At 72.4% G+C, this 22,544-nt stretch carries 18 protein-coding genes; 8 read left to right on the forward strand and 10 right to left on the reverse strand.

The window, feature by feature from the left end; all coding sequences use genetic code 11:
• Nucleotide 1 precedes the first annotated feature (1 nt).
• Complete coding sequence (locus tag PYS65_RS31655) at nt 2-1,843, reverse strand: glycoside hydrolase family 15 protein (RefSeq protein WP_279337360.1); 1,842 nt, start codon at nt 1,841-1,843, stop codon at nt 2-4.
• Between the two features lie 83 nt (nt 1,844-1,926).
• Nucleotides 1,927-2,706 carry a DeoR/GlpR family DNA-binding transcription regulator gene (locus PYS65_RS31660; RefSeq protein ID WP_279337362.1) on the reverse strand — a complete coding sequence of 260 codons (780 nt, stop codon included), beginning with the start codon at nt 2,704-2,706 and terminating at the stop codon, nt 1,927-1,929.
• A gap of 168 nt (nt 2,707-2,874) precedes the next feature.
• Here PYS65_RS31660 and PYS65_RS31665 point away from each other — a divergent pair, with 168 nt between their 5' ends.
• On the forward strand, nt 2,875-3,756 hold the full coding sequence (locus PYS65_RS31665) for an SIS domain-containing protein (RefSeq protein ID WP_279337363.1): 882 nt from the start codon (nt 2,875-2,877) through the stop codon (nt 3,754-3,756).
• Nucleotides 3,757-3,825: 69 nt separating this feature from the next.
• A complete protein-coding gene (locus tag PYS65_RS31670; RefSeq protein ID WP_279337364.1) occupies nt 3,826-4,677 on the forward strand; it encodes a class II fructose-bisphosphate aldolase in 852 nt (283 codons plus the stop codon).
• Nucleotides 4,678-4,716: 39 nt separating this feature from the next.
• On the opposite strand, the gene PYS65_RS31675 is transcribed toward PYS65_RS31670, so the two are convergent.
• Entirely contained in the window at nt 4,717-5,850 is a 1,134-nt protein-coding gene (locus tag PYS65_RS31675; protein ID WP_279337365.1) for a methyltransferase, read from the reverse strand.
• Nucleotides 5,851-5,972: 122 nt separating this feature from the next.
• Between PYS65_RS31675 and PYS65_RS31680 the strand changes: the two genes are divergently transcribed.
• The 3 genes from PYS65_RS31680 to PYS65_RS31690 all read left to right on the forward strand — a co-directional run bounded on the left by PYS65_RS31680 (nt 5,973) and on the right by PYS65_RS31690 (nt 8,830).
• Nucleotides 5,973-7,211: an ROK family protein gene (locus PYS65_RS31680; RefSeq protein ID WP_279337366.1), complete on the forward strand. Its 1,239-nt coding sequence runs from the start codon at nt 5,973-5,975 to the stop codon at nt 7,209-7,211.
• A 244-nt stretch (nt 7,212-7,455) separates the two neighbouring features.
• The gene (locus PYS65_RS31685; RefSeq protein WP_279337367.1) at nt 7,456-8,352 is read left to right on the forward strand and encodes an NAD(P)-dependent oxidoreductase; all 897 of its coding nucleotides are present in this window, start codon (nt 7,456-7,458) and stop codon (nt 8,350-8,352) included.
• 55 nt (nt 8,353-8,407) lie between these two features.
• Nucleotides 8,408-8,830 (forward strand): PPOX class F420-dependent oxidoreductase, encoded by a 423-nt coding sequence (locus tag PYS65_RS31690; protein WP_279337368.1) that lies wholly within the window; start codon nt 8,408-8,410, stop codon nt 8,828-8,830.
• Nucleotides 8,831-8,968: 138 nt separating this feature from the next.
• Here PYS65_RS31690 and PYS65_RS31695 read toward each other — a convergent pair whose 3' ends face one another.
• Together PYS65_RS31695 and PYS65_RS31700 are read right to left on the reverse strand one after the other, a co-directional pair.
• Nucleotides 8,969-9,514: an ATP-binding protein gene (locus PYS65_RS31695; RefSeq protein ID WP_279337369.1), complete on the reverse strand. Its 546-nt coding sequence runs from the start codon at nt 9,512-9,514 to the stop codon at nt 8,969-8,971.
• Nucleotides 9,515-9,709: 195 nt separating this feature from the next.
• A complete protein-coding gene (locus PYS65_RS31700) occupies nt 9,710-10,033 on the reverse strand; it encodes a hypothetical protein (protein ID WP_109382788.1) in 324 nt (107 codons plus the stop codon).
• 357 nt (nt 10,034-10,390) lie between these two features.
• On the opposite strand from PYS65_RS31700, the gene cds1 reads away from it, so the two are divergent.
• A complete protein-coding gene (gene cds1, locus PYS65_RS31705; RefSeq protein WP_279337371.1) occupies nt 10,391-11,515 on the forward strand; it encodes an L-cysteine desulfhydrase Cds1 in 1,125 nt (374 codons plus the stop codon).
• A 27-nt stretch (nt 11,516-11,542) separates the two neighbouring features.
• Here the strand turns inward: cds1 and PYS65_RS31710 are convergent, their stop codons facing one another.
• On the reverse strand, nt 11,543-12,382 hold the full coding sequence (locus PYS65_RS31710) for a DeoR/GlpR family DNA-binding transcription regulator (RefSeq protein WP_279337373.1): 840 nt from the start codon (nt 12,380-12,382) through the stop codon (nt 11,543-11,545).
• Nucleotides 12,383-12,695: 313 nt separating this feature from the next.
• Here PYS65_RS31710 and PYS65_RS31715 point away from each other — a divergent pair, with 313 nt between their 5' ends.
• Nucleotides 12,696-15,074 (forward strand): hypothetical protein, encoded by a 2,379-nt coding sequence (locus PYS65_RS31715; RefSeq protein WP_423836138.1) that lies wholly within the window; start codon nt 12,696-12,698, stop codon nt 15,072-15,074.
• Between the two features lie 31 nt (nt 15,075-15,105).
• Here the strand turns inward: PYS65_RS31715 and PYS65_RS31720 are convergent, their stop codons facing one another.
• Nucleotides 15,106-17,538 (reverse strand): right-handed parallel beta-helix repeat-containing protein, encoded by a 2,433-nt coding sequence (locus PYS65_RS31720; protein ID WP_279337374.1) that lies wholly within the window; start codon nt 17,536-17,538, stop codon nt 15,106-15,108.
• A gap of 108 nt (nt 17,539-17,646) precedes the next feature.
• Nucleotides 17,647-18,252 (reverse strand): Rv1733c family protein, encoded by a 606-nt coding sequence (locus PYS65_RS31725; RefSeq protein ID WP_279337375.1) that lies wholly within the window; start codon nt 18,250-18,252, stop codon nt 17,647-17,649.
• 355 nt (nt 18,253-18,607) lie between these two features.
• On the opposite strand from PYS65_RS31725, the gene PYS65_RS31730 reads away from it, so the two are divergent.
• Complete coding sequence (locus PYS65_RS31730) at nt 18,608-19,903, forward strand: hypothetical protein (RefSeq protein ID WP_279337376.1); 1,296 nt, start codon at nt 18,608-18,610, stop codon at nt 19,901-19,903.
• Here the strand turns inward: PYS65_RS31730 and PYS65_RS31735 are convergent.
• Nucleotides 19,887-21,710, reverse strand: coding sequence for an asparagine synthase-related protein (locus PYS65_RS31735; protein ID WP_279337377.1), 1,824 nt, complete (start codon nt 21,708-21,710; stop codon nt 19,887-19,889). The two genes, PYS65_RS31730 and PYS65_RS31735, sit on opposite strands and share 17 nt — an antisense overlap.
• Nucleotide 21,711: 1 nt before the next feature.
• Entirely contained in the window at nt 21,712-22,347 is a 636-nt protein-coding gene (locus tag PYS65_RS31740; RefSeq protein WP_279337378.1) for a lasso peptide biosynthesis B2 protein, read from the reverse strand.
• Nucleotides 22,348-22,544: the final 197 nt, after the last annotated feature.

Here is a 22,544-nt window from a genome sequence, read left to right on the forward strand (position 1 = left end):
ATCAGCCCAGGGCGCGGTCCAGATTGAACGCGGCACTGATCAGCGAGAGGTGCGTGAACGCCTGTGGGAAGTTGCCCTGCTGTGCACCGGTGTGGCTGATCTCCTCGGCGTACAGGCCCAGGTGGTTGGCGTACGTCAGCATCTTCTCGAAGGCGAGGGACGCCTCGTCGAGCCGTCCGGCCCGGGTCAGCGCCTCGACGTACCAGAACGAGCAGATGGAGAACGTGCCCTCGTCGCCGCGCAGGCCGTCCGGGCTCTCCTGCGGGTCGTACCGGTAGACCAGCGAGTCCGACACCAGGTCCTCGGTGAGCGAGTCGAGCGTGGACAGCCACTTCGGGTCGGTCGGCGCGATGAACTTCGTCAGCGGCATCATCAGCACCGCCGCGTCGAGCACGTCCCCGTCCTCGTGCTGCACGAAGGCCCGGCGCGCCTCGGACCAGCCGTGGCTCATGATCCGCCGGTAGATGGTGTCGCGGCTCGTCCGCCAGCGGGGGAGATCGGCGGGCAGACCGCGCCGGTTGGCCATGCGGACGGCCCGCTCGATCGCCACCCAGCACATCAGCCGTGAGTACAGGAAGTTCCTGCGCCCGCCGCGCGTCTCCCAGATGCCCTCGTCGGGCTGGTCCCAGTGCGTGCACACCCAGTCCACCAGCGCGCACACATGGTCCCACTGCTCGCTGGAGATGGGCTCGGCCCACTTGTCGTACAGGTAGAAGGAGTCGATCAGCGCCCCGTAGATGTCGAGCTGCAACTGGTCGGCCGCCGCGTTGCCGACCCGCACCGGTGCCGAACCCCGGTACCCCTCCAGATGGCCGAGTTCGCGCTCGGCCAGGTCGGTACGGCCGTCGATGCCGTACATGATCTGCAGCGGGCCGGAGGGGCACCCGTCGCCGGGACTGACGTGCCGGGACACGAACCCCATGAACGCCCTGGCCTCCTCGGAGAAGCCCAGCCGCAGCAGCGCGTACACGCAGAAGGCCGCGTCCCGCATCCACACGTACCGGTAGTCCCAGTTGCGCTCCCCGCCGAGCTCCTCCGGAAGACTCGTCGTGGGCGCCGCCACGATCGCCCCGGTCGGCGCGTAGGTGAGCAGCTTCAGGGTGAGGGCGGAGCGGTGCACCATCTCCCGCCACCGGCCGCGGTAGCGGGAGGAGGACAGCCAGTGCCGCCAGTACCGCACCGTGGTGCCGAACTGCTCCTCCGCATCCCGGTGCGCGCAGTGGCGGGGGGCCACCTCGCCGCCGACCCGGTCCAGGGTGAACACCGCGGTCTCGCCCTCCGCCAGTTTGAAGTCGGCCCGCACGTCCGGGCCGTCGGCCTCCAGCGGGACGGTCGAGGTGAGCGCGAGGGACAGCGCCTCGGACTCGAACACCGCCAGGTCGCCGGCCAGCCGCAGGGTGTGCGGCCGGGTGCCGTACTCGAACCGCGGCGCCGCCCGCATCCGGAACGGGAGGGCCCCGCGCACGCACAGCACCCGCCGGATCAGCCGGTGCCGGTCCTCCTCGGCCGGCTCCGGCTCCCCGGTGACCGGCATGAAGTCCTGCACCTCACCCACGCCGTCCTCGGTGAAGAACCTGGTGATCAGGACATTGGTGTCGGGGAAGTAGAACTGCTTGGTGTGCGCCGGCACGGCCGCCGCCAGCTCGAAGGAGCCCCCGCGCCCGGCGTCCAGGATCGCGGCGAAGACACTGGGTGAGTCGAAGTCCGGGCAGCAGTACCAGTCGATGGTGCCGTCGGTCGCGACCAGCGCCACGCTGCGCAGATCTCCGATCAGGCCGTGATCGGAGATCGGTGCGTACCGCTGCCCGCCGGACGTTGCCCACTCCCTCGCCGCCCCGTCCATCGCAGCCTCCCTGGCCCGCCGGTACGTGCCGCCCTGACTGCCAGCTTAGGCAGGCCCGGCCGGACGGGCCCGCGGTAGGAGGTTCACGCCACGAGGACGCGCAGTCCCGCCTCCTCGAACCGGCGCACCGCCTCCGGGGAGGCCGCCGCGTCCGTGACCAGGGTGTCCACCGACCCGGCCGGACAGATCCGGGCGAACGCCCGCCGGCCCAGTTTGCTGGAATCGGCCGCCACGATCACCCGCTCGGCCCGTTCGCACAGCAGCCGGTTGATCGCCGCCTCCGCCTCGTCGTGCGCCGCCGCGCCGTGTGCGACGTCGAAGGCGACGACACCGAGCACCGCCACGTCGAGCGTGATCTGCCCCAGCACCCCGTCCGCGAGCGGCCCGACCAGCTCGTACGACTGGGCCCGCGCCACCCCGCCGGTCACCACGATCTTGAACTGCGGGCGCACGGCGAGCTCGCCCGCGATGTTGAGCGCGTTGGTCACCACCGTCAGCGCGGGCGACCCGGACGCGAGATCACCGCGTACCGCCAGCGCACGCGCCACTTCCGTGGTGGTGGTGCCGCCGGTCAGCCCGACCGCCTCGCCCGGCGCGAGGAGCCCCGCCACGGCCTCGGCGATCCGCTGCTTCTCGGAGGCGCGGCGAGCGGTCTTGTAGCGCAGCGGCAGCTCGTACGACACCCCGTGCGCCACCGCCCCGCCCCGGGTGCGCACCAGCATCTGCTGCCCGGCGAGGGTGTCGAAGTCCCGGCGGATCGTCGCGGCCGACACCTCCAGCTCGGCGGCGGTCTCGTCCACGTCCAGTCGGCCCCGCTCGACGAGCAGTTCGAGCAGCGCCTGCCAGCGGGCGTCCCGCGACATCCGCCCTCCCGTCCTGCCGCCACCTGCCGTCTCCCGGCCTGCGGCGACCCTAGCGCCTGTCCGGCGGACAGGCCCCGACGCACCGACGATCTCTGCTCGAATGCTTGATTGTGCTCGAAACTCCGCTCTATCTTGCAACAACAATCACCGAGGCGGGTGGGGGCGGCCATGACACATGTCGAGGACGAACTGACGAGTCAGCCCGAGTGCTGGACGCGGGCCGCCACGCAGGCGGCCGAGCACACCCGGGCCCTCCCGGCACCGGGGGAGCGGGTCGCGGTCGTCGGCTGCGGCACCTCGTACTTCATGGCGCAGGCGGTGGCGGCCCTGCGCGAAGGGGCGGGTCAGGGCGAGACGGACGCCTTCGCCGCCTCGGAGTTCCCGCACGGACGTGCCTACGACCACGTCGTCGCCCTCACCCGCTCCGGCACCACCACCGAAGTCCTGGACCTGCTCGACCGGTTGAAGGGCGGCACCCGTACCACCGCGCTCACCGCCGACCCGGACACCGCCGTGACGGCATCGGCGGACGAGACCGTCGTACTCGACTACGCGGACGAACGCTCCGTCGTGCAGACGCGGTTCGCGACCACGGCCCTCACCCTGCTCCGCGCCCACCTCGGCCTGCACACCGGCACGGTCGTCGAGGACGCGCGAACCGCCCTCGCACGACCGCTGCCCGAAGGGCTCGTGGACTGCACCCAGTTCACCTTCCTCGGCCGCGGCTGGACCGTGGGCCTCGCCCACGAGGCGGGTCTGAAGATGCGGGAGGCCGCACTGGCGTGGACGGAGGCCTACCCGGCCATGGAATACCGGCACGGCCCCATCAGCGTCACCACGCGCGGTACCGCGACCTGGATGCTGGGCGACGCACCGGACGGTCTGGCCGAACAGGTGCGGGACACCGGCGGAGCGTGGATCCAGGGCACCCTCGACCCGCTGGCCGAACTCGTCCGCGCCCAGCGCCTCGCCGTCGCCGTCGCCGAGGCCCGCGGACTCGACCCCGACCGCCCCCGCCACCTCACCCGCTCGGTCGTTCTCGAGCCCTGACCCCGCCGGAAAGCACCGGAAAGCACCGGAAGGCGCTGAAAGGGACCGGAAAGAACGGAAGGAGCGAACGTGCCTCTCACCACCACCGGCGAACTCGTCGGCCGCGCCGCCGCGGCGGGTTCCGCCGTCGCCTCGTTCAACGTCATCACGCTGGAACACGTCGAAGCCGTCATCGCCGGTGCCGAGTCGGTGGACGCCCCCGTGGTCCTCCAGGTCAGCGAGAACGCGGTCAAGTTCCGCTACGGCCGCCTCCTGCCGCTCGCCCGCGCCGCCGTCGCCGCCGCCGAACGCGCCGCCGTCCCCGTCGCGTTGCACCTCGACCACGTCCAGAGCGACGCCCTGCTGCGCCAGGCCCCGGACGCCGGCTTCGGTTCCGTGATGTACGACGCGGCCCGGCTGACCTACGCCGAGAACCTCGCCGCGACCCGGGCGGCCGTCGACTGGGCGCACGCCCGGGGCCTGTGGATCGAGGCGGAACTGGGGGAGATCGGAGGCAAGGGCACGGCGCCGCTGGACGCCCACGCGCCCGGCGCCCGCACCGACCCCGAACAGGCCCGCGCCTTCGTCGCCGACTCCGGCGTGGACGCCCTGGCCGTCGCCGTCGGCACCACCCACGCCATGACCACCCGCACCGCCACCCTCGACCACGCCCTCCTCGGACGCCTCTCCGCCGCCCTGGACGTCCCCCTCGTCCTGCACGGCTCTTCGGGCCTGCCGGACACCGAACTCACCGCGGCCGTCGGCTCGGGCATCGCCAAGGTGAACATCGGCACCGCCCTGAACCTCGCCATGACCGGCGCCATCAGGGACTTCCTCGCCGCCCACCCCGAAGCGGTCGACTCCCGCGGTTATCTGACCGTGGGCCGGGAAGCGATGACCCGCGCGGTGGCGGACCTCATCACGACGCTCGCCCCCCGCTGAAGCAGGCCACCGGGAGTGCTGCGGCGCCGTGCTGCGGCGCTACCGTCGGACGGACTTCAGAACGACGAACTTCGGGTCGCTCGCCACCACTTCACTGTTCCCGAACAACCGCCGCAGCTTCACGTGGTACCCCAGATGGCGGTTGCCGACCACCCACAGCTCACCACCGGGGCGCAGGGTGCGCCTCGCGCCGGTGAACATGCGCCAGGCCGTCGCCTCGCTGGTCGCCTGGTGGGAGTGGAACGGCGGGTTGTTGAGCACCAGGTCGACGCTGTCGTCCGGCACGCCCGCCAGACCGTCGCCGACCCGGAACTCGGCATGCCCCGGTACGCCGTTGGCCCGGTACGTGGCCTCCGCGGACGCCACCGCCTGGAACGACTCGTCGACGAACAGCACCTCGGCCCGCGGATCGGCCAGCGCCACCGCCGTACCGACGACACCGTTGCCGCACCCGAGATCCACCACCCGCAGGCCCGTCCGCCCGGTCGGCAGATGCTTCAGGAGGAACCGGGTGCCGATGTCGAGCCGGTCGGCGCAGAAGACCCCCGCGTGGTTGACGACGGTCCGGCCCGAGACCGCGCCGACGCCGTCGGGCAGCGCGTAGCTGTACGGCCAGGGACTGGAGGGCCGGACCAGGGCCGGGTCCGGGGTGCAGAAGACGAGCCGCGCCTTCTTCTCGGCGAGAGAGGTCCGGGTGGGGCCGATGATCCGCTCGAAGAGGTTCAGCGTCGAGGTGTGGATCTCCTTCACCATGCCGGTCCCGACGACGACCGTGTCCTCGTGCACCGCGGGAGCCAGCCGCAGCAACTGGTCCTCCAGCAGGGCCAGACTCTTCGGCACCCGCACCAGCAGCACATCGATCCGGGCCGGCGGCGGGTCCTGCGTGGTGAGCAGCCGGACCGCGCCCGGCTCGACACCGGCGCGTGCCAGGTTCGCGCGGGTGGCCTGCTGCCCCAGCCAGGAGTCGGTGATCTGTGTCGGCCGGTGCGCGGCGAGCGCCGTGACCAGTGCCCCCCAGCGGTCTCCGACGACCACGACCGTGCCGTCCAGCGGGATCGGCTCCCGGTCCAGATGTCCGAGGAGGTACTCGTCGGAGGCGTCCCAGGCGCGCAGTCTGTCGCGGGGGTCCTCGGGGAAGCGGGCCAGCACCGGCGCGCCCCACGCAGTCGTCATACGGTCGTTCATCGTGCGACCAGGCTAGCGGAGCCCGGAGTCCCGCCGGGCGGCCGAGCCTCCCGCTCCGGGACGGCGGCCGGTGGCCCGCCGCCGTTTCGGATCATGGGAGACTCGCCCTCATGAGCGGGAAGGCGGACCCCCGGCCGGCGGGGGAAGGGACCACCTCGAGGACACGGCTGGACCGGGGACGCGGAGCCCTCGGGCCCGCGTTGGAACTCGTGCACACCGGACGTGCCCCGACCCGCGCGGTGCTCACCACGGAACTGGGCGTGACGCGGGCGACCGCCGGTGCCGTCGCCGCCGAACTGGAGGCGCTCGGCCTGATCAGGGTGGACGCCCGGCCCGGCGCGGCCGCCGGTTCGCAGGGCAGGCCCTCGCACCGGCTCTCGATCGCCGAGGACGGACCGGTGGCCCTGGCCGCGCAGGTGCACGCCGACGGGTTCCGGGCCGCCCTGGTCGGCCTGGGCGGCCGGATCGTCGCCACCGCGCCCGGCAGCGAGGTCATCGACGCCGACCCGGCGAAGGTGCTGGGCTCCGTCGTCGCGGCCGGCGCCGAACTGCTCCGCGAGACCGGACGCCGGTGCGTCGGAGCGGGGCTCTCCGTGCCGTCCGCGGTGGCCGAACCCGAGGGACTGGCCTTCGGCCCGCTGCGCCTGGCCTGGCCCACGGGCGCCCCGGTGCGGGAGATCTTCGCCGAGCAGGTGCGCGCCGCCGGTCTCGGCGGCCCCGCCTTCGCGGCGAACGACGTCAACCTCGTCGCCCTCGCCGAACACCGGCACGGTGCCGGGCGCGGCGCACGCGACCTGCTGTGCGTGGCCACCGGCCACCGGGGTGTCGGCGGCGCGCTGGTGCTCGACGGCCGCCTGCACACCGGCAGTTCCGGTCTCGCCCTGGAGGTCGGCCACCTCGCTGTCAACCCCGGGGGCCGCCCCTGTTACTGCGGCAGCCGGGGCTGCCTGGACGTGGAGGCGGACCCGCTCGCCTTCCTCACCGCGGCCGGACGCGAACCCGGCCCCGAGATGTCCCTCCTCAAACAGGCCGACACACTGATCCACGAGCACCACGACGACCCGGCCGTCCGCGCCGCCGTCGACACCCTCGTCGACCGCCTGGGACAGGGTCTCGCCGGTCTGGTGAACATCCTCAACCCGGACAGGATCATCCTCGGAGGCCTGCACGGCACCCTCCTGGAGGCCGCCCCGGACCGGCTGCGCGCCGTCGTCGCCGACCGCAGCCTGTGGGGCCGCAGCGGCGGCGTCCCGATCCTGGCCTGCGCCCTGGACCACAACAGCCTGGTCGGCGCCGCCGAACTGGCCTGGCAGCCGGTGCTCGACGATCCGCTGGGGGCCCTGGCATAACGGTCCGGCCGGTGGGCAGGCGGATGCCCGGGTCGAGAGGCGGAACCACGGCCGGACACCGCACAATGATCCACGAAACGTGATCGGCGAAGCGCTGCCGGGCAGTGCGCGCGCCGACCGGGCACGGGACACTCGACCCGGTGCCGGACCAGGGACCCGGACCGGACCAGGGACCCGGACCGGAGCACGAGGCACTGCCCACCGCACGCGGAGCGACCACCCCGACCCGCAGAAAGCCGAGGTCATGACCGATCAGCTCACCGTGACCGTCCTGGGCACCGGCATCATGGGTGCCGCGATGGCCCGCAACCTCGCCCGGGCCGGTCACGCCGTCCGCGTCTGGAACCGCACCCGCGCCAAGGCCGACCCGCTCGCCGCCGACGGCGCGCACGTCGCCGGCACCCCCGCCGAGGCGGTCGAGTCCGCCGATGTCGTCCTGACCATGCTGTACGACGGTCCCGCCACGCTGGAGACGATGCGGCTGGCCGCCCCCGCCCTGCGGCGCGGCACCGTCTGGGCGCAGTCCACCACCGCCGGTCTCGAGGGCCTCGCCGAGCTGGCCGGCTTCGCGCGCGAGCACGGCCTGCTCTTCTACGACGCCCCGGTGCTGGGCACCCGGCAGCCGGCCGAGGCCGGACAGCTGACCGTGATCGCCGCCGGACCGGCCGAGGGCAGGACCACGGTGGCCCCGGTGTTCGACGCCGTCGGTGCCCGCACCGTGTGGACCGGCGAGGACGGGGCGGCAGGCAGCGCGACCCGGCTCAAACTCGTGGCCAACAGCTGGGTCCTCGCGGTCACCTCCGCCGTGGGGGAGACCCTCGCCCTGGCCGAGGCGCTGGACGTCGACCCCGGCGGCTTCTTCGACCTCATCGCGGGCGGCCCGCTCGACATGGGCTATCTGCGCGCCAAGGCGGGGCTGATCCTGGACGGGCCGCTGACCCCGGCCCAGTTCGCCGTGACCACCGCGGCCAAGGACGCCCGTCTGATCGTCCGGGCCGGTGAACAGCACGGTGTGCGCCTGGACGTGGCCGCAGCCGGCGCCGAGCGCCTGGAACGCGCCGCGGCCCAGGGCCACGGGGATGAGGACATGGCCGCCGCCTACTACGCCAGTTTCGCCGGTCACGGCGAGTCCCCCACCTGAGCACCCGGTACGAAGCGTCCGGGGAACCGTTCGACGAGCCACCGAGGAGTCCGTAGTGTCCAAGCCCCCGCTGCCTTCCGAGGCCGACGACCTGCTGCGCCGTCCCAACCCCTGTGTCATGGCCACCCTCCGCTCCGACGGCACACCCGTCTCCACGCCCACCTGGTACGTGTGGGAGGACGGCCGCGCGCTGATCAGCCTGGACGAGGGCAGGGTGCGCCTGAAGCACCTGCGCCGCGACCCGCGCGTCACCCTCACCGTGCTGGACGAGGAGAACTGGTACACCCATGTCACCCTCGTCGGCCGCGTCGTCGAGCTGAAGGACGACGAAGGCCTGGCCGACATCGACCGCCTCTCCCGGCACTACACCGGCAACCCGTACCCCGACCGGGTCCGGGCCCGGGTCAGCGCCTGGATCGAGGTCGACCGCTGGCACGGCTGGGGCGCCCTGAAGGACAGCGACCAGCCGTCCACCTGAACCCGACGGGCCCGCCGGGGGAGGGGAACGGGTGCCGCCGGCCTCCCTGATCCGGGCTCTGGTCGTCGGTGGCGGCAGCGCACCGCTGCGCCGCGCGGCAAGGGTGGTGCGACACGGCCACCGGAGGTCAGAGCCCGGTCAGCCGGCAACGACGGACCGGGCGGGTTCCGGTTCGGCCCGGTGGCCCTCGACGGCGTGCTCGACGAGTGCGACCTCCGCGAACCGGTGTGCGGCGGGCTCGACGGTGTCGATCCTCGGACACCGGTCCCAGTCCGCGACGGGAGTCGCGGACGGCGTCGGCAGCGTGAACCACACGACCTTGCCCGAATCGCCGTCCGGCAGCGCGCCCCAGCTCTCGCTCATCGCGGCCACCATGGCCAGCCCCCGCCCGCAGGTGGCGAGCGGACCGGCGTCCGCCACGGCCGGCAGCCGCGGGTCGTGGTCGCGCACCGAGACCTTGAGCCGGTCGAGCAGCACTTCCAGCTCGACCGTGCAGGTCTTGTCGGGCTGGGCGTGCCGGTGGACGTTGGACAACAACTCCGTCACACCGAGCGAGGCCCGGTCTATCAAGATGTCCATATGCCAGTAGCGCAATTGCGCAGATACGATTCTGCGGACCTGGCCGATCCGCGCGGGCAGAGCCTGGAGCTCCACCGTGCAGTGTCTGCTTGGGTGAGTGATCACAGCTGCGACTCCCCGGTGTCAGGTCCGGACGGACGTCCGGAAGAACACGGAGTACGGATCCAGCAGGGTGCCCGCGTGGCGTGGCTGCCTGCTGTCGTGGCCGGCGGGCTGGTTCGCAGCGTTATCGCCGGTAAACCCAGAGTGACGTGACAACAGCGTGACGCAGGGCCCGAAGTGGCGCAACTCACGGACACATCAGGCGCCGCGGCCCGATGCCCGGCGTACGGCTTCGATGAAACGGCGGGCCGCGGGCGGTCCCGGCTCGCCCGGCGCCGGGTCGTGGTCACCCAGCGTCAGCAGGTACCGATGGCCGTTGAGGTCGGCCAGGGCCCGGTCCTCGGGTGCGAACCAGGGACGGGAGGCGCGGACGGCCTGCACCGGCGCGCTGTCGATCTCGGTTCCGTGGCTGGTGAGCAACTCGAGCCTGCCGTCGCTGATCCGGACCTGCCCGGCCCGGGTGAGCGACCGCAGCCGCCTGCCGATCCGCACGCCCCTGGCCGTGAACTCCGGCTCGGCCATGCCACCCGCCCCCTTGTGCGCGTCGGTGTGCCGGACCGTGTTCCGCGGGCCGGCTCGTGTCCAGATCCAGTGTGCCCCCGTCCGGGACCCTGCTCCGCCGGTGCAGTCTGCCCGCCCCCGTCGCCGAGCACCAGTGCACGTGCCCCTGTTCCCCGCGGTGCTCGAAGCACTCGCGCGAATGCGCCCCCACCGCCGCGCCCAGGGCGCCCCCCGGCAGAGGGCCATGACGTGGTCCCAGGGTTGCCTTTGAGCCGCCCAAAGAGGCGTTTATGCAGGTGAGAGGCTTTCCTGGGGTGCATATGATCGGTGTGTCGGCCGCGCGGGACGCCGTCGGCGCTCAGCGTAAGGAGCCCTGCCGTGAGTACCCCCCAACAGCCCCCGGGCGATGTCACCCTCGATGTCGACCACAGCGACCCCGGCTACCGCGACTGGCTGAAAGAGGCCGTGCGCAGGGTGCAGGCCGACGCCAACCGGTCGGCCGACACCCATCTGCTGCGCTTCCCGCTGCCCGAGCGGTGGAACGTCCACCTCTACCTCAAGGACGAGTCGACGCATCCGACCGGCAGCCTGAAGCACCGGCTCGCCCGCTCCCTCTTCCTCTACGGGCTGTGCAATGGCTGGATCCGTCCGGGCCGCCCGGTGATCGAGGCGTCCAGCGGCTCGACCGCCGTGTCGGAGGCCTACTTCGCGAAGCTGATCGGGGTGCCCTTCATCGCCGTCATGCCCCGCACGACGAGCGCCGAGAAGTGCCGCCTCATCGAGTTCCACGGCGGCCGGTGCCACTTCGTGGACGACCCCCGCACGATGTACGAGGCGTCGTCCGCCCTCGCGGCGGAGACCGGTGGCCACTACATGGACCAGTTCACCTACGCCGAACGGGCCACGGACTGGCGGGGGAACAACAACATCGCCGAATCCATCTTCCGTCAGCTGGAGTCGGAGCCGTTCCCGGTGCCCGAGTGGATCGTCGCCACGGCCGGCACCGGCGGCACCTCGGCGACCCTCGCGCGCTACGTCCACTATCTGCAGTACGACACCCGCGTCTGTGTCGCCGATCCGGAGAACTCCTGCTTCTTCGAGGGCTGGACCACCGGCGATCCGGACGTCACCTGCGACAGCGGTTCCCGTATCGAGGGCATCGGCCGGCCCCGGATGGAGCCGAGCTTCCTGCCCGGTGCCATCGACCGGATGATGAAGGTGCCCGACGCTGCCGCCGTCGCCGCCGTACGGGCCCTGGAGCGGGTCATCGGCCGCAAGGCGGGGGGCTCCACCGGCACCGGGCTGTGGAGCGCGCTGAAGATCGTCGCGGAGATGGTGGCCGAAGGGCGGCAGGGGAGCGTGGTGACGCTGCTCTGCGACCCGGGGGACCGCTACCTCGACAAGTACTACTCGGACGAGTGGCTGGCCGGCCAGGGACTGGAGATCGCCCCGTACACGGCGACGATCGAGACGCTGCTGCGCACCGGGGTCTGGCCGGACTGAGGTCTTCCGGGCGGCCCGGACGCGGGGTCAGCCGACCGCGGGATCGGCAGGACCGTCGGGTTCCCCCGCCACGACCAGGTTCCGCAGGTGCTCGAAGACCTCGAGGCGGGCCCCGGCCGGCAGCCCGGAGTCCGTCACCAGCGTGTCCACCTGGTCCAGGGACGCGAACGAACTCAGGCCCACCGTGCCCCACTTGGTGTGGTCGGCGACCACGACCACCTGCCGCGCCGACTGCACCAGACGCCGGTTGGTCTCGGCCTCCGCGAGGTTCGGCGTCGACAGCCCGGCCTCGACCGATATCCCGTGCACCCCCAGGAACAGCAGGTCGAAGTGGAGCATCGAGATCGCCTGGTCGGCCACCGGCCCCACCAGCGAGTCCGACGGCGTGCGCACACCGCCGGTCAGGACGACGGTGGCCGCGCCCTGCCGGGGGCCCGAGGAGCGCTGCGCCGCGTGGAAGACGTCCGCCACCCGCACCGAGTTGGTGACCACCGTGAGGTCGGGCACCTCGAGCAGCCGGCCGGCCAGCGCGTACGTCGTCGTGCCGCCGGAGAGGGCGATCGCCGCGCCCGGGACGACCAGTTCGGCCGCCGCCCGCGCGATGTCGTCCTTCGCGCTCAGCTCCAGACCCGACTTGGCCTCGAAACCGGGTTCGTGCGTGCTGGCCTCGACCAGTGGGACCGCGCCGCCGTGCACCTTCTCCAGGACGCCCTGCCGGGCCAGCGCGTCGAGATCGCGGCGGACCGTCATGTCCGACACGCCGAGCTTGCGGGTCAGCTCGTTGACCCGGACTCCGCCGCGGCGCCGGACCTCGTCGAGGATCAGGGTGCGTCGCTGCTCCGCGAGGAGGTTCTGATTCTCGCTCACGTACGCTCCGGTCCTTTCGCCGCCAAGCCGTCCGACACGCCGCACACGCCCGGTCCGACTGGCAGGTTCTCTCCGTCGCCGGTGCGTCGGCGTCCCATCCTCGCATGCCGGGGCAAGGGGGACGCACCCGGCTGTCAGGCGTGTACATGCCATCATTGTCCCGCGGGTTCGTCCCAGGGGGCCGTCCCGCAGGTCGCCCGGGCCTCACCCGGATCGGGGAGATTCCGTGAGAACAGGTGTGAACCGCTCGGGCAGGGGAGATCCTGCCGGCACGGGCGGAACCGACGGAGTGTCACGGGGGAAGTGCGAAGCGGTGGAGCGTGCGCGGGAACACAGACCGGCCGGGGGCGCGGGCGAGACGGCCGAGCGGCCCGGGGAAGCCGGCACAGCCCTGGAACTCCTGGTCCACGGGGTGGGCGGCACCACTCCGCAGGAGATGCTGAACGATCCGCGCACGGTGCGGATCACGGGCGACGACATCGCCGCCGTGTTCCGGCGCGCCGACGACGCCGACGCGGAGCACCGGCCCGCCGACCGCCAAGGCGGCCCGGTCCCCGAGGCGTACGTCTGGTGCAACCTCACCTCCGGCAACGGCACTCGCGCCCTGTGGCTGTTGCTGCTGCCCTTCATGGTGGTCAACCTCGCCCACTGGATGCGCCCGACGGCCCGGGGCCGCGGACGCCTCGTGCGGCTGTACGGACTGCTGGTGCGGCTGACCGGACTGAGCCTGACGGTGCTGTTCGTCGCGGCCGCCTGCGAGGTCGCCCTGGACCTCGCGGCCTGGCAGTGCGCGGGCACGCACGCGTGCGCCGCACGGCACTCCTGGCTCGGCTTCCTGTCGCCCGAGGCCTCGGACGGCGGCTGGTGGAGCCTGCCGGGCCGCCGGCTCGCCCTCGCCGCCCTGGTGCCCACCGCCCTGACCGGGCTGCTGTGGTACCTGTCCCTGCGCACCTGGAGCGCGTACGAGTCCCAGCAGCCGATCGCCCACGGGACCGAACCCGAGGAGCCCGAGGAGGCAGGCCCCACCGCCCTGGGCCGGCCCGGCTTCTGGTACGGCCGTCGCCTGGTCGCCCGGCTGCGCGCCGCGCACACCGCCGCCGGACTGCTCACCGTCGCCGCCGCGGTCGGCAGCGCGGCCGCGCACCACGACCGTGCTCCCGGCGGCCCCGCGGTGCTGGGTGTCCTCGGCCCGCTCCTCGAAGCGGCGCTGTTCGCCGGCGCGGCCGTCGTGGTGTGGGTGGTCTGCCGGCGCGGCCGCACCGACCGCCGGCTGGACGGCGAACTCGACACCCGCGTGGTGCGCCTGCTGCCCCTGGCCGCGCTCACCCTGCTCGTCCTGACCCTGGTGTACGCCGGATGGCAGCGCCCCGGCTGGGAGTCGGCGGGCCGGCTGTCCGGCGATGCGACCTTCGGCGCCGTCACCCTCGCCCAGGGCCTCCTCGTGATTGTGCTCGCCGGAGTCGCCCACGCCCTGTACCGGAGCGCCCCCGACCGGCGTGCCGCCATGCGGGGACTGGCCGGGCCCGCGGTCGCGATGCTGGCCTGCGCGCTGGGTGGCGTGATGTCCGGCGGCGTGGCCCAGCGGGTCTCCGACTGGCTGGACGGCACCGGGGCGTCGATTCCCGGGCCACCGGTGGTGCTCACCTGGCAGGCGTCCGTGATCCCGCCCCTGCTCGTCCTGCTGCTGGGGCTCTGCGGCTGGCTGGCCCGGCGGGCCTGGCACATCGCCCGCGACGAGCACGCCACCGTGGCACAGGAGTTCCCGGGGGAGACCGGCGACCCCGCCCGTACCCGGCGGATCGCCTACGCCCGCGCCATGGCCACCCTCACCGACCGGGCACCCCGCATCGTCGCCGTCACCTCCGCCGCGACCCTGCTGCTGGGCGCGGGCGCCCTCGTCGGCGCCCTGACCACCGACCGGACACCCGGCCGGGCCGCACAGGGCAGCTACCCCGTGGTGCACGGCGCCGCCGAGACGGCGCAGGCCCTGGGCTCCTGGCTGATCGGGCTCGGCTTCATCCTGTTCGTCACCTGGGGCCGGCGCGCCTACAAGGACGCCTCCGCACGGCGCACGATCGGCATCCTGTGGGACGTCGGCACCTTCTGGCCGCGCGCCGCCCACCCCTTCGCACCCCCCTGCTACGCCGAACGGGCGGTGCCGGACCTGACCTGGCGGATCGAGACCTGGACACGGTCCACCGGCGGACGGCTGGTGCTCTCCGGACACTCACAGGGAAGCGTCCTCGCCGCCGCCGCGGCCTGGCAGCTCACCCCCGCCACCCGCAACCGCGTCGCCCTGCTCACCTACGGGTCCCCGCTGGAACGGCTCTACGGCCGCTGGTTCCCGGCCCACTTCGGACCCGCCGCGCTCGGCGCCCTGCACCAGGAGGTCGTCTGCTGGCGCAACCTCCACCGGCTCACCGACCCCATCGGCGGCCCGGTGCGGCTGCCCGGCGACCGCGGCCCCGGGGTGGACCGTCCTCCGCTCGGGGACCCCCTGGCGTACGGCCGCACCGAGGCCCACCCGCTGCCCGCGCCGATCCTCGGCCACTCCGACTACCAGGCGGACCCGGCCTTCGCCGAGGAACGCCGACGGCTGCTGGCCCGGCTGCGGCCGGAGGTTCCGGTACCGCGGCACCCGGGAGAACCCGACGACGGCGTCCGCAGCGGCTCCGGCGCGCCCACCGCGTGAGGTGTGCGGCGCGCGCCGCGCGGCGGCGGGATCAGGGCAGCTCGGGCAGGTCGTCGGCGTAGAGCAGGGTCAGGTCGTCCGTACTCGGCTCCGGCAGCTGGGCGACCCGGCTCGCGTGCCGCTCCACCATCGCCTCGAACGTCTGCCGCGCGGTGCGGCCGTTGCCGAACGCGGGACCCCTGGGGAGCTCCGTGAAGTACTTCAACAGGCCCTCCGAGGCACCCGCCGCCAGCCGGTACTCGTGCTCCTCGGCCTGCTGCTCCACGATGCGCAGCAGCTCCTCGGACCCGTAGTCACCGAAGGTGATGGTCCGTGAGAAGCGGGACGCCACCCCCGGGTTGACGGACAGGAACCGCTCCATCTCCGCCGTGTACCCCGCGACGATCACCACGACCGCGTCCCGGTGGTCCTCCATCAGCTTCACCAGCGTGTCGATGGCCTCCTTGCCGAAGTCCCGCCCGGAGTCCTCGGGGGAGAGCGCGTACGCCTCGTCGATGAACAGCACACCGCCGCGCGCCTTCTCGAACGCCTCCTGGGTGCGGATCGCCGTGGACCCGATGTGCTCGCCGACCAGATCGACCCGGGAGACCTCGACCAGATGCCCCTTCTCCAGCACGCCGAGGGAGGCGAGGATCTCGCCGTACAGGCGGGCGACCGTGGTCTTGCCGGTGCCGGGGGAACCCGTGAACACCAGGTGGCGCTTGACGGAGGCCGCCTTCAGCCCGGCCTGCTGCCGGCGCCGGCCCACCTCGATCATGTCGGTGAGGGCCCGCACCTCCCGTTTGACGCTCTCCAGGCCCACCAGTGCGTCGAGTTCACCGAGCACGGTCCTCGACGGCCGCAGCTCCTTCTCCGGTCCGACGGCGGGGGCGGGCGGCGCCTGCCCGGCACGGGGTCCGGGAACGGCGCCCAGCAGACCGGAGGAGTGGGTCACGGTCTGCACGGCCGGCTCCGGTGCCGTCGGTGACGCGGGATGGCCGCTCTCGTCGCTGGTGCAGTCCTCCACCACGGGACCGCCCGCACCGGTCGCTCCGCCGCTCTCGGCGAACTCGTAACCACCGCGCGCGCAGCGCTCCGTGCGGCACTTCCGCAGTGTCGTCCGGCTGCCGTCTATCACATGGAAGCCGTACCCGCCGCTGCCCGTGACCCGGCAGTCCAGAAAGCTGCCGCGGCCACCGGCCGAGACATAGACACCGGCCTCGGCCGGGGAATCGACGGTGCAGCGCTCGACGGTCGGGTCGGCGCCCTTGGTGACGATCACTCCGGTCTGCATGCCGTCCAGGGTGCAGTTGCTGAGGGTGCCGCCACTGCCGTGGTCCCGGAACCAGGCCCCCGTGGCCGCCTCCCGGATCCGGCAGTCGTCGAGCTGCGCGGTGGCGCCGTCGCTCACCGACACCGCGGTGTTGCGCACCTGCGACAGGTCGCTGTCGACCACGTCCGCGCGTGAACCGCGGTCGAGGACGAACAGGGCGTCCGGCACGTCGTGCACCCGGCAGGAGTCCAGTACGACGGTCGCGCCGTCACTCACCCACACCGCCGGATAGTCGCCGGTGCTGTCGGAGATCTCGCACTGGTTGGCGTCCGCGCGGGTGCCCGGATCCCACACCGACAGGCCGTTGCGGCCGAACTGCCGCACGGTGGTACGGGTCATGGTGAGGACGGAGCGGGAACGCAGATCGACCGCGTTCTCCGGGATGTCGTGGATACGGCAGTCGGCCAGCGTCAGGACCGCGTCGGTGTCGAGGGTGACACCGTCGCCGGTGGTGCGGTGCACCTCGCAGTCGGTGAGGTGCGCGGTCGCCCGGCCGGTCACCTGGACACCGCTGCCCCGCACCTCGTAGACCTCGCAGCCCACCGCCTCCAGCGCCGAGTTCTCCCCGGTGGCGGTGAGTCCCGAGCCGGCCGTGTGGTGCACGCGGCAGCGCTCGAGCCGGGGGTGCGCGCCCCCGCGCACCGCGACGCCCGCCTGCCCGGCGGCGACGACCTCGCACTCCTCGAACACCCCGCCCCCGCCGTCGAGGACGGCGATACCGACCCCCGCCGGGTTGTCGACCGTGCAGTGACGGACCGTCGGCCGGGCGCCGCCGCGCACCTCTATGCCGACGGCCGACCGGGTGACCACCCGTACGTCCCGCAGTTCCGGGGTGCCCTCCTCTATCAGCAGGGCCGGCGCCGCGGAGTCCTGCCCCTCCACATGCAGGTCCTGGACCATCGCGGACGCGCGTACGGTCAGCGGGACCCCGTCCACGGGGGCGATGCGCACCGAGCCGGGCGAGCCCTCGGGCCCGCGCAGGGTCACCGCCCGCTCCACGACGAGGTTCTCCCGGTAGGTCCCGGGAGCGACGGTGAGGATGTCGCCCTCGGCCGCGGCCTCCAGGGCGGCGGCGAGCGACGCGTATTCACCTGTGCGGCGCCGCCATCGCGATGTGCCGGTGTGCGTCACCTGGACCGTGCCCTGTGCCATGGCGTAGCTGTGCCCCCACCTTGTCGTACGCGGGTCTGCCGGCGAGTGCTCCGGCCGGACCACCGTAGCGTGCGCACGGCTGTCGCATTGACCAGAGGCACCAGGCCGTCAGCTTCCGGTGCCGGTCCTGCCCCAGTCGGGGCCCGCCCTCTCCCAGGCCCGGTCCAGGCGGACGTACCGGTGGTGGACCATGCGCCGGACGACCAGCCGTCTGACGCACTCGATCGCACCAGCCGTCAGCAGGGTCACGCCGAAGCCGGCGAGCACGGCGTGCGTCGTCGCCGTCACCGTGTCCATCGGCCGTGCCGTGGGACGGCCCCCGGCGTCGGTCCACAGGGGGAAGCGGTCGCCCGGCCGCGGGTTCTTCAGACGCGTCGCCACCGGGCCGCTGTGCCCGGTGCCGTCGGAGGCGGTCCAGCGGGCGAGGACCCGGGTGCGCGGGTCCCCGCCGACGGAGCCCTCCGGGTCGATGTTCAGCGGGGCGGGGTCCACCTCGCGTACCACCGTGGCCCGCACCTGATGCCGGTTCGCGTGCTGTTCGCGCACGGAACGCCGCAGGGCGTCCTCGGTGGCACACCCGACGAGAACCCCGACGACCGGGGCGGCGAGGACGACGAGCAACAGCGCCACGAGCCCCACCCGGCCCTCGGCCAGATCGGTCGGGCGGCACAGCGGGTTGTGCCGCCAGCGCCACAGTCCCCTGATCGCCCGCACCGTCCGCACCGCCTTCCCGCTTCCGTGTCCCCCGCTTCCGTGATAGCTCCCGGCGGAGCGGTGCGTGCGGGGTTCCGTGGAAGAGAGAGGGACGTCACCCTTCGCCGGGGCCTTCCGCTAGGCCTTCCGGAGGCGTCCGGATGGTGATCCGGATGATCAACGCGGACGATGGTGCTCGAGCCCCGGATGCTCCGCGGTTCCCGGACGGCGCTCACCCGTGCAGTGCCGCAGCGACAGTCGAAGTCGAGGGAGGACCCCGTGGGCCCAGTCGGCGCAGGCCGGTGTCTACCGGCGGGACTCCTTGCGGTCGGCTCGAGCGCGGGGCGGACGGCCCGCGGCGGCAGGAGGTGATCGCGTGAAGACTCCCCCCGGCGCCGGCTCGCGCCTGCGGGCGCTGCTGATCGCGCCGGGCACCAGGAAGTCACCGGCCGCCATGGCGTTGATCCTGCTGGTCCTCCTTCCGACGGCGCTGCTGCTGGGCTGGTGGGGCATAGAAGACCTCAGCGAGGCCCTTACCTACACGGGGCGCATCACCGGTGCCATCCTCATTCTGGTCGCGGCCCTCTCGTTGCTGGGCTCCGTCGCAGTCGTGGACCACTGGGGCCGGAACGTCTTCCCCTATTCCGGGATGGTCGCGCTGATCGGCACGGTCGCGGCGTTGTTGACCAACACCATGCTTCTGCTCGAGACATTCAGGGACGGCGACTCCACGCTCTACCGGGTGTTGTTAAGCCTGCTCACGGCAGGTTCCGCATGGGCCGCCCTCACGGTGTGGCGGACATCGGTCGTGATCCCCTCTCCGAAGCGGGTGGCCGCGGCAGTGGTGGTCTCCTCGGCTCTCGCGGTGGCCAATTTCGGCTACCAGCACCTCTACCAGCCGTCCCAGCACAGTGCCAGGCCCCTTGTCAACGTCACCGTGGGAAAGCCTGTGCTGAGCAAGGACCGTAAGAAGTTCGTCGTACCGGTCGACATCAAGATCGAGAACCGCAGCGATGTGGGCTTCTACGTGCTCGGCACCGAATTCCACGCCATGGGTGAACGGGTGACGCTCAGTCGGACGGACCGGCCCCGCGAGCAGTGGCGTGCGGACGCCAAGACGTTCCGTGAGTTCTATGTGCAACGTCCGCTCTCCCGAAAGGAGGTCTACCAGCCCGGCCAGTTGGTGTCGGCGCAGCCATGGATGCCTTTCGGGAACTGGATCGAGGCGAATGACGCGTTCGTCACCCAAACGGTGGTGCAACTTCCCATCGACACGCCGTATGACCAGTTGGCGCTCTACGCCTCCGCGCAATTGGCGCGTAAGGACCGGCTCGGTCTGGACCAAGTCGAGATGAAGGGGTATTCCTGGGGTGAGGGCAAGGTGCCCCAGTGGGTCAAGAAGGACAAGAATCTCGACTCCGTCGCCTACCGGGGTCGGGTGTATGAAAACAATTCGGTCGACCGGCACACGATGGATCCCCGCTATGCCACTGTCTATTGGCAGTTCGGCGCGCATGGCGCATTCTTGTTGGCGTCCATCACGCGAGGCGATGAGGAGAACCGCATCCCGTCCATAGCGGAAAGGCACGAGATGGTGAACCGGTACGGCTTGGTCACCGCCGAAACGGGTCCGATCAAACGGACGCTCTGGGACATCAAGAAGCAGGGATGACCGGCATGGCCGCACGGCGCGCGCGGGAACTCCGGTCCAGTCGCTCCAGCCACGCCACGAGGGCGAGGGAACTGTTCACTCGGTCCCAGGAATAGGAGTCCCCCATGCCGAACTGCGCCTCCCTCACCGCCCGGCACAGCGTCTCGACGTCGAACATCTCCGTGACCAGCGGATGCCTCGCGGAGCGGCAGAGGTCGATGAGTTCGTCGCCGTGTGTCCGCAGGCCGCGGGCGTAGAGCTGGTTGAAGGGGACCTTGTCGACCCGGCCGCCGATCCGGGGCGGAAGCAGATCCGCCATCGCCTCGCGCAGTACCGCCTTCGGACGGCCCGGCTGGAACGCGGTCTCGGCGGGGAGGCGGCGCATCGTGGCGATGACCTCCGGGTCGAGGAAGGGGTGGGAGAGGAAGAACCCGTCCTGCCGTGCGCGGCGCCAGGACAGCGGGTCGGGAGCGGCGAGGTAGTTGGCGGCCTCGTAGAGGGACTGCTCGGGCTCGCGTCCGAACACGAAGCGGCTCTCCGCGATGCCGGCCGCACGGTAGCCGTGAGCCCGCGCGAATCCGGAACGCAGCCATCGGGGGCGGGCGAAGCCGCCGAGGCCGCCGAGCACCGTTCCGCGGCGGCGGACGAGCGCCGTGACCCGTTCGGCGGCCAGCGGAAGAGCCGGCTGCACCACGTAGGCGGAGACGATGTCCCACAGGCCCCGCTCGCTGCCCGCGGCCCAGTCACGGGCCTGCCTCGTCATCCGCCGGAGCTGTCCCGTGCGGGCCAGCCTGTGCAGGTGAAACGGGTTGGCGTCCACGATCGGATCGGCCCCGCAGCCGGTCAGGAGGGTATCGCAGCCCAGATCCGCCGCAGCGGCATGGAGCCTGCCCCAGAACGGGGCGCGGAAGGCGTGCGCATGAGGCTCGTCCGGGTCCCCCGCGTGGTGCTGGAAGTCGTCGAAGTCAGCCACGTCGTCGGCATCGAGGACCACCGGGCGGGCTGCGGGCGCGTACCGGCGGATCTCCGCCATCGCCTCGTCCACATAAGGCCGTTCGGCGGCGAGCTCTCCGCTTCCGAAGCGCCCGGCGAGCAGGACGAGGTCCCCGGGGTCGCCCTGTTCCGCGGCCAGCAGACGTGCCGCGAGCAGCGCGACGCTGGTGGAGTCGGTGCCGCCGGAAACATGGCATGCCGTCATCCTGCCCACACGGCGCCCGACAGCGTTCTCCAATGCGAGACGCAGGTCCTTCGCGGCCCCGCCGAGACCGGGTCCGTCCGCTGCCCGCACCGACGGGTCATGGGCCTGACGGACGTGTCGCGGCACCCGGCCGCGCATCTGCCCCGTGAGTGAAAGTTCCACCACCTCGCCGCCGAGGATGCGGTGCACCCCGGCGAAGGGGGTGAGCTCCGAGTGGGGTTGCGCCATGTTCCCGGTCAGGTATCGGCAGAAGTAGCGCCGTTCCAGCTCCGCTCCGCCGCCCAGGTGGCGCGCCGAGGTGCTCACCGTGGTGACACGGCCACCGGATTCCCTGAAGAACAGGGGGATGCGCGCCTGCTGGTCCCGCATCAGCAGGACGCGGTCGCGGCACACCAGGACGGCCGCGTAGTCGCCTGTCGGCAGAGGCGGCGGTGCCGCTTGCGGCCGGCTCCAGTCGTCGAGGAGGCCGCGCGCTCCCGCCACGCGCCCACGGACGGAGCCGATCCAGCCGGCGACCACCGCGGTCCCGGCCCGTGAGGAAACCGTCGTCACGAGCCCCTGCCGCGCCATGGAGTCGGCTGTCCAGAGCTGTGGGACGCCTCCGTCCCACTCGAGGCGGAGTGCTTCCACGTCACTGCCCTCCGCCGCCGACCGAGAGGACCGGAGCGAACGCGTGCCCGCGCGGATCGGCGTCGGGGATGCACAGGCCGGCCGAAGACGTCCAGGCGTGCAGGGCGAACGGGTGCTCGCGCACACCGACGTGGAGTACGGCCCGCAGGCCGCGCCGCCGCAGCAGGACGAAAGCCGTCATGGCCTCGGCCTTGCAGTCGCCGTTGACGAACCAGCTTCTGTGACCGTGTGATTGCACCGCCCGTTTCAGCCGTTCGACGTCCTTTGCGGCAGCGGGGTCCGCACGGGCGTAATCCGGGGCCGCCAAGGACAGGAGCCGAAGGGCGCGTCCGAATCCCACGGCCCGGATCAGCAGGTGTACTCCGCGCAGCCAGAGCCCGATCGCGGTGTCCGACGGCTGCCTCCGGCGGGCCGTCGTACACCCGGAGTGGAGGAGACCGGCGACGATGTCGGCGCGTTCCTCGGAGAGTCCGTCAGCGAACTTCCGGATGTCGGCCGTCGTCATTCCGAGAAAACGCGTCCGCCGCCAGTCCGCGATCAGCGCTCCGTCGGACATCCTGGTGACACGGCAACACGGTGACAGGATCCGCTCCATGGCCACCAGTGCATCGGTGTCCTCTGCCACGTCCTCTGCCACCGCGCAATCCTCCAGGGTCGGCCTGGCACCGTCTCCGCGGCGGACCCGGTCCGACGGGGGACGGTGTCAGGAGTGGTATCCGTGACCGTCGTAGAAGGCTCCGCTGAAGCCCCGGATCAGACGGCCGTTGCCGAGAAGGACGAGCCGATGCGGTGTACGACGCCGCAGCAGTCGGAGAAACATCGCCTACCTCCAGA

Source organism: Streptomyces cathayae, assembly GCF_029760955.1.
Taxonomy (GTDB): domain Bacteria; phylum Actinomycetota; class Actinomycetes; order Streptomycetales; family Streptomycetaceae; genus Streptomyces; species Streptomyces cathayae.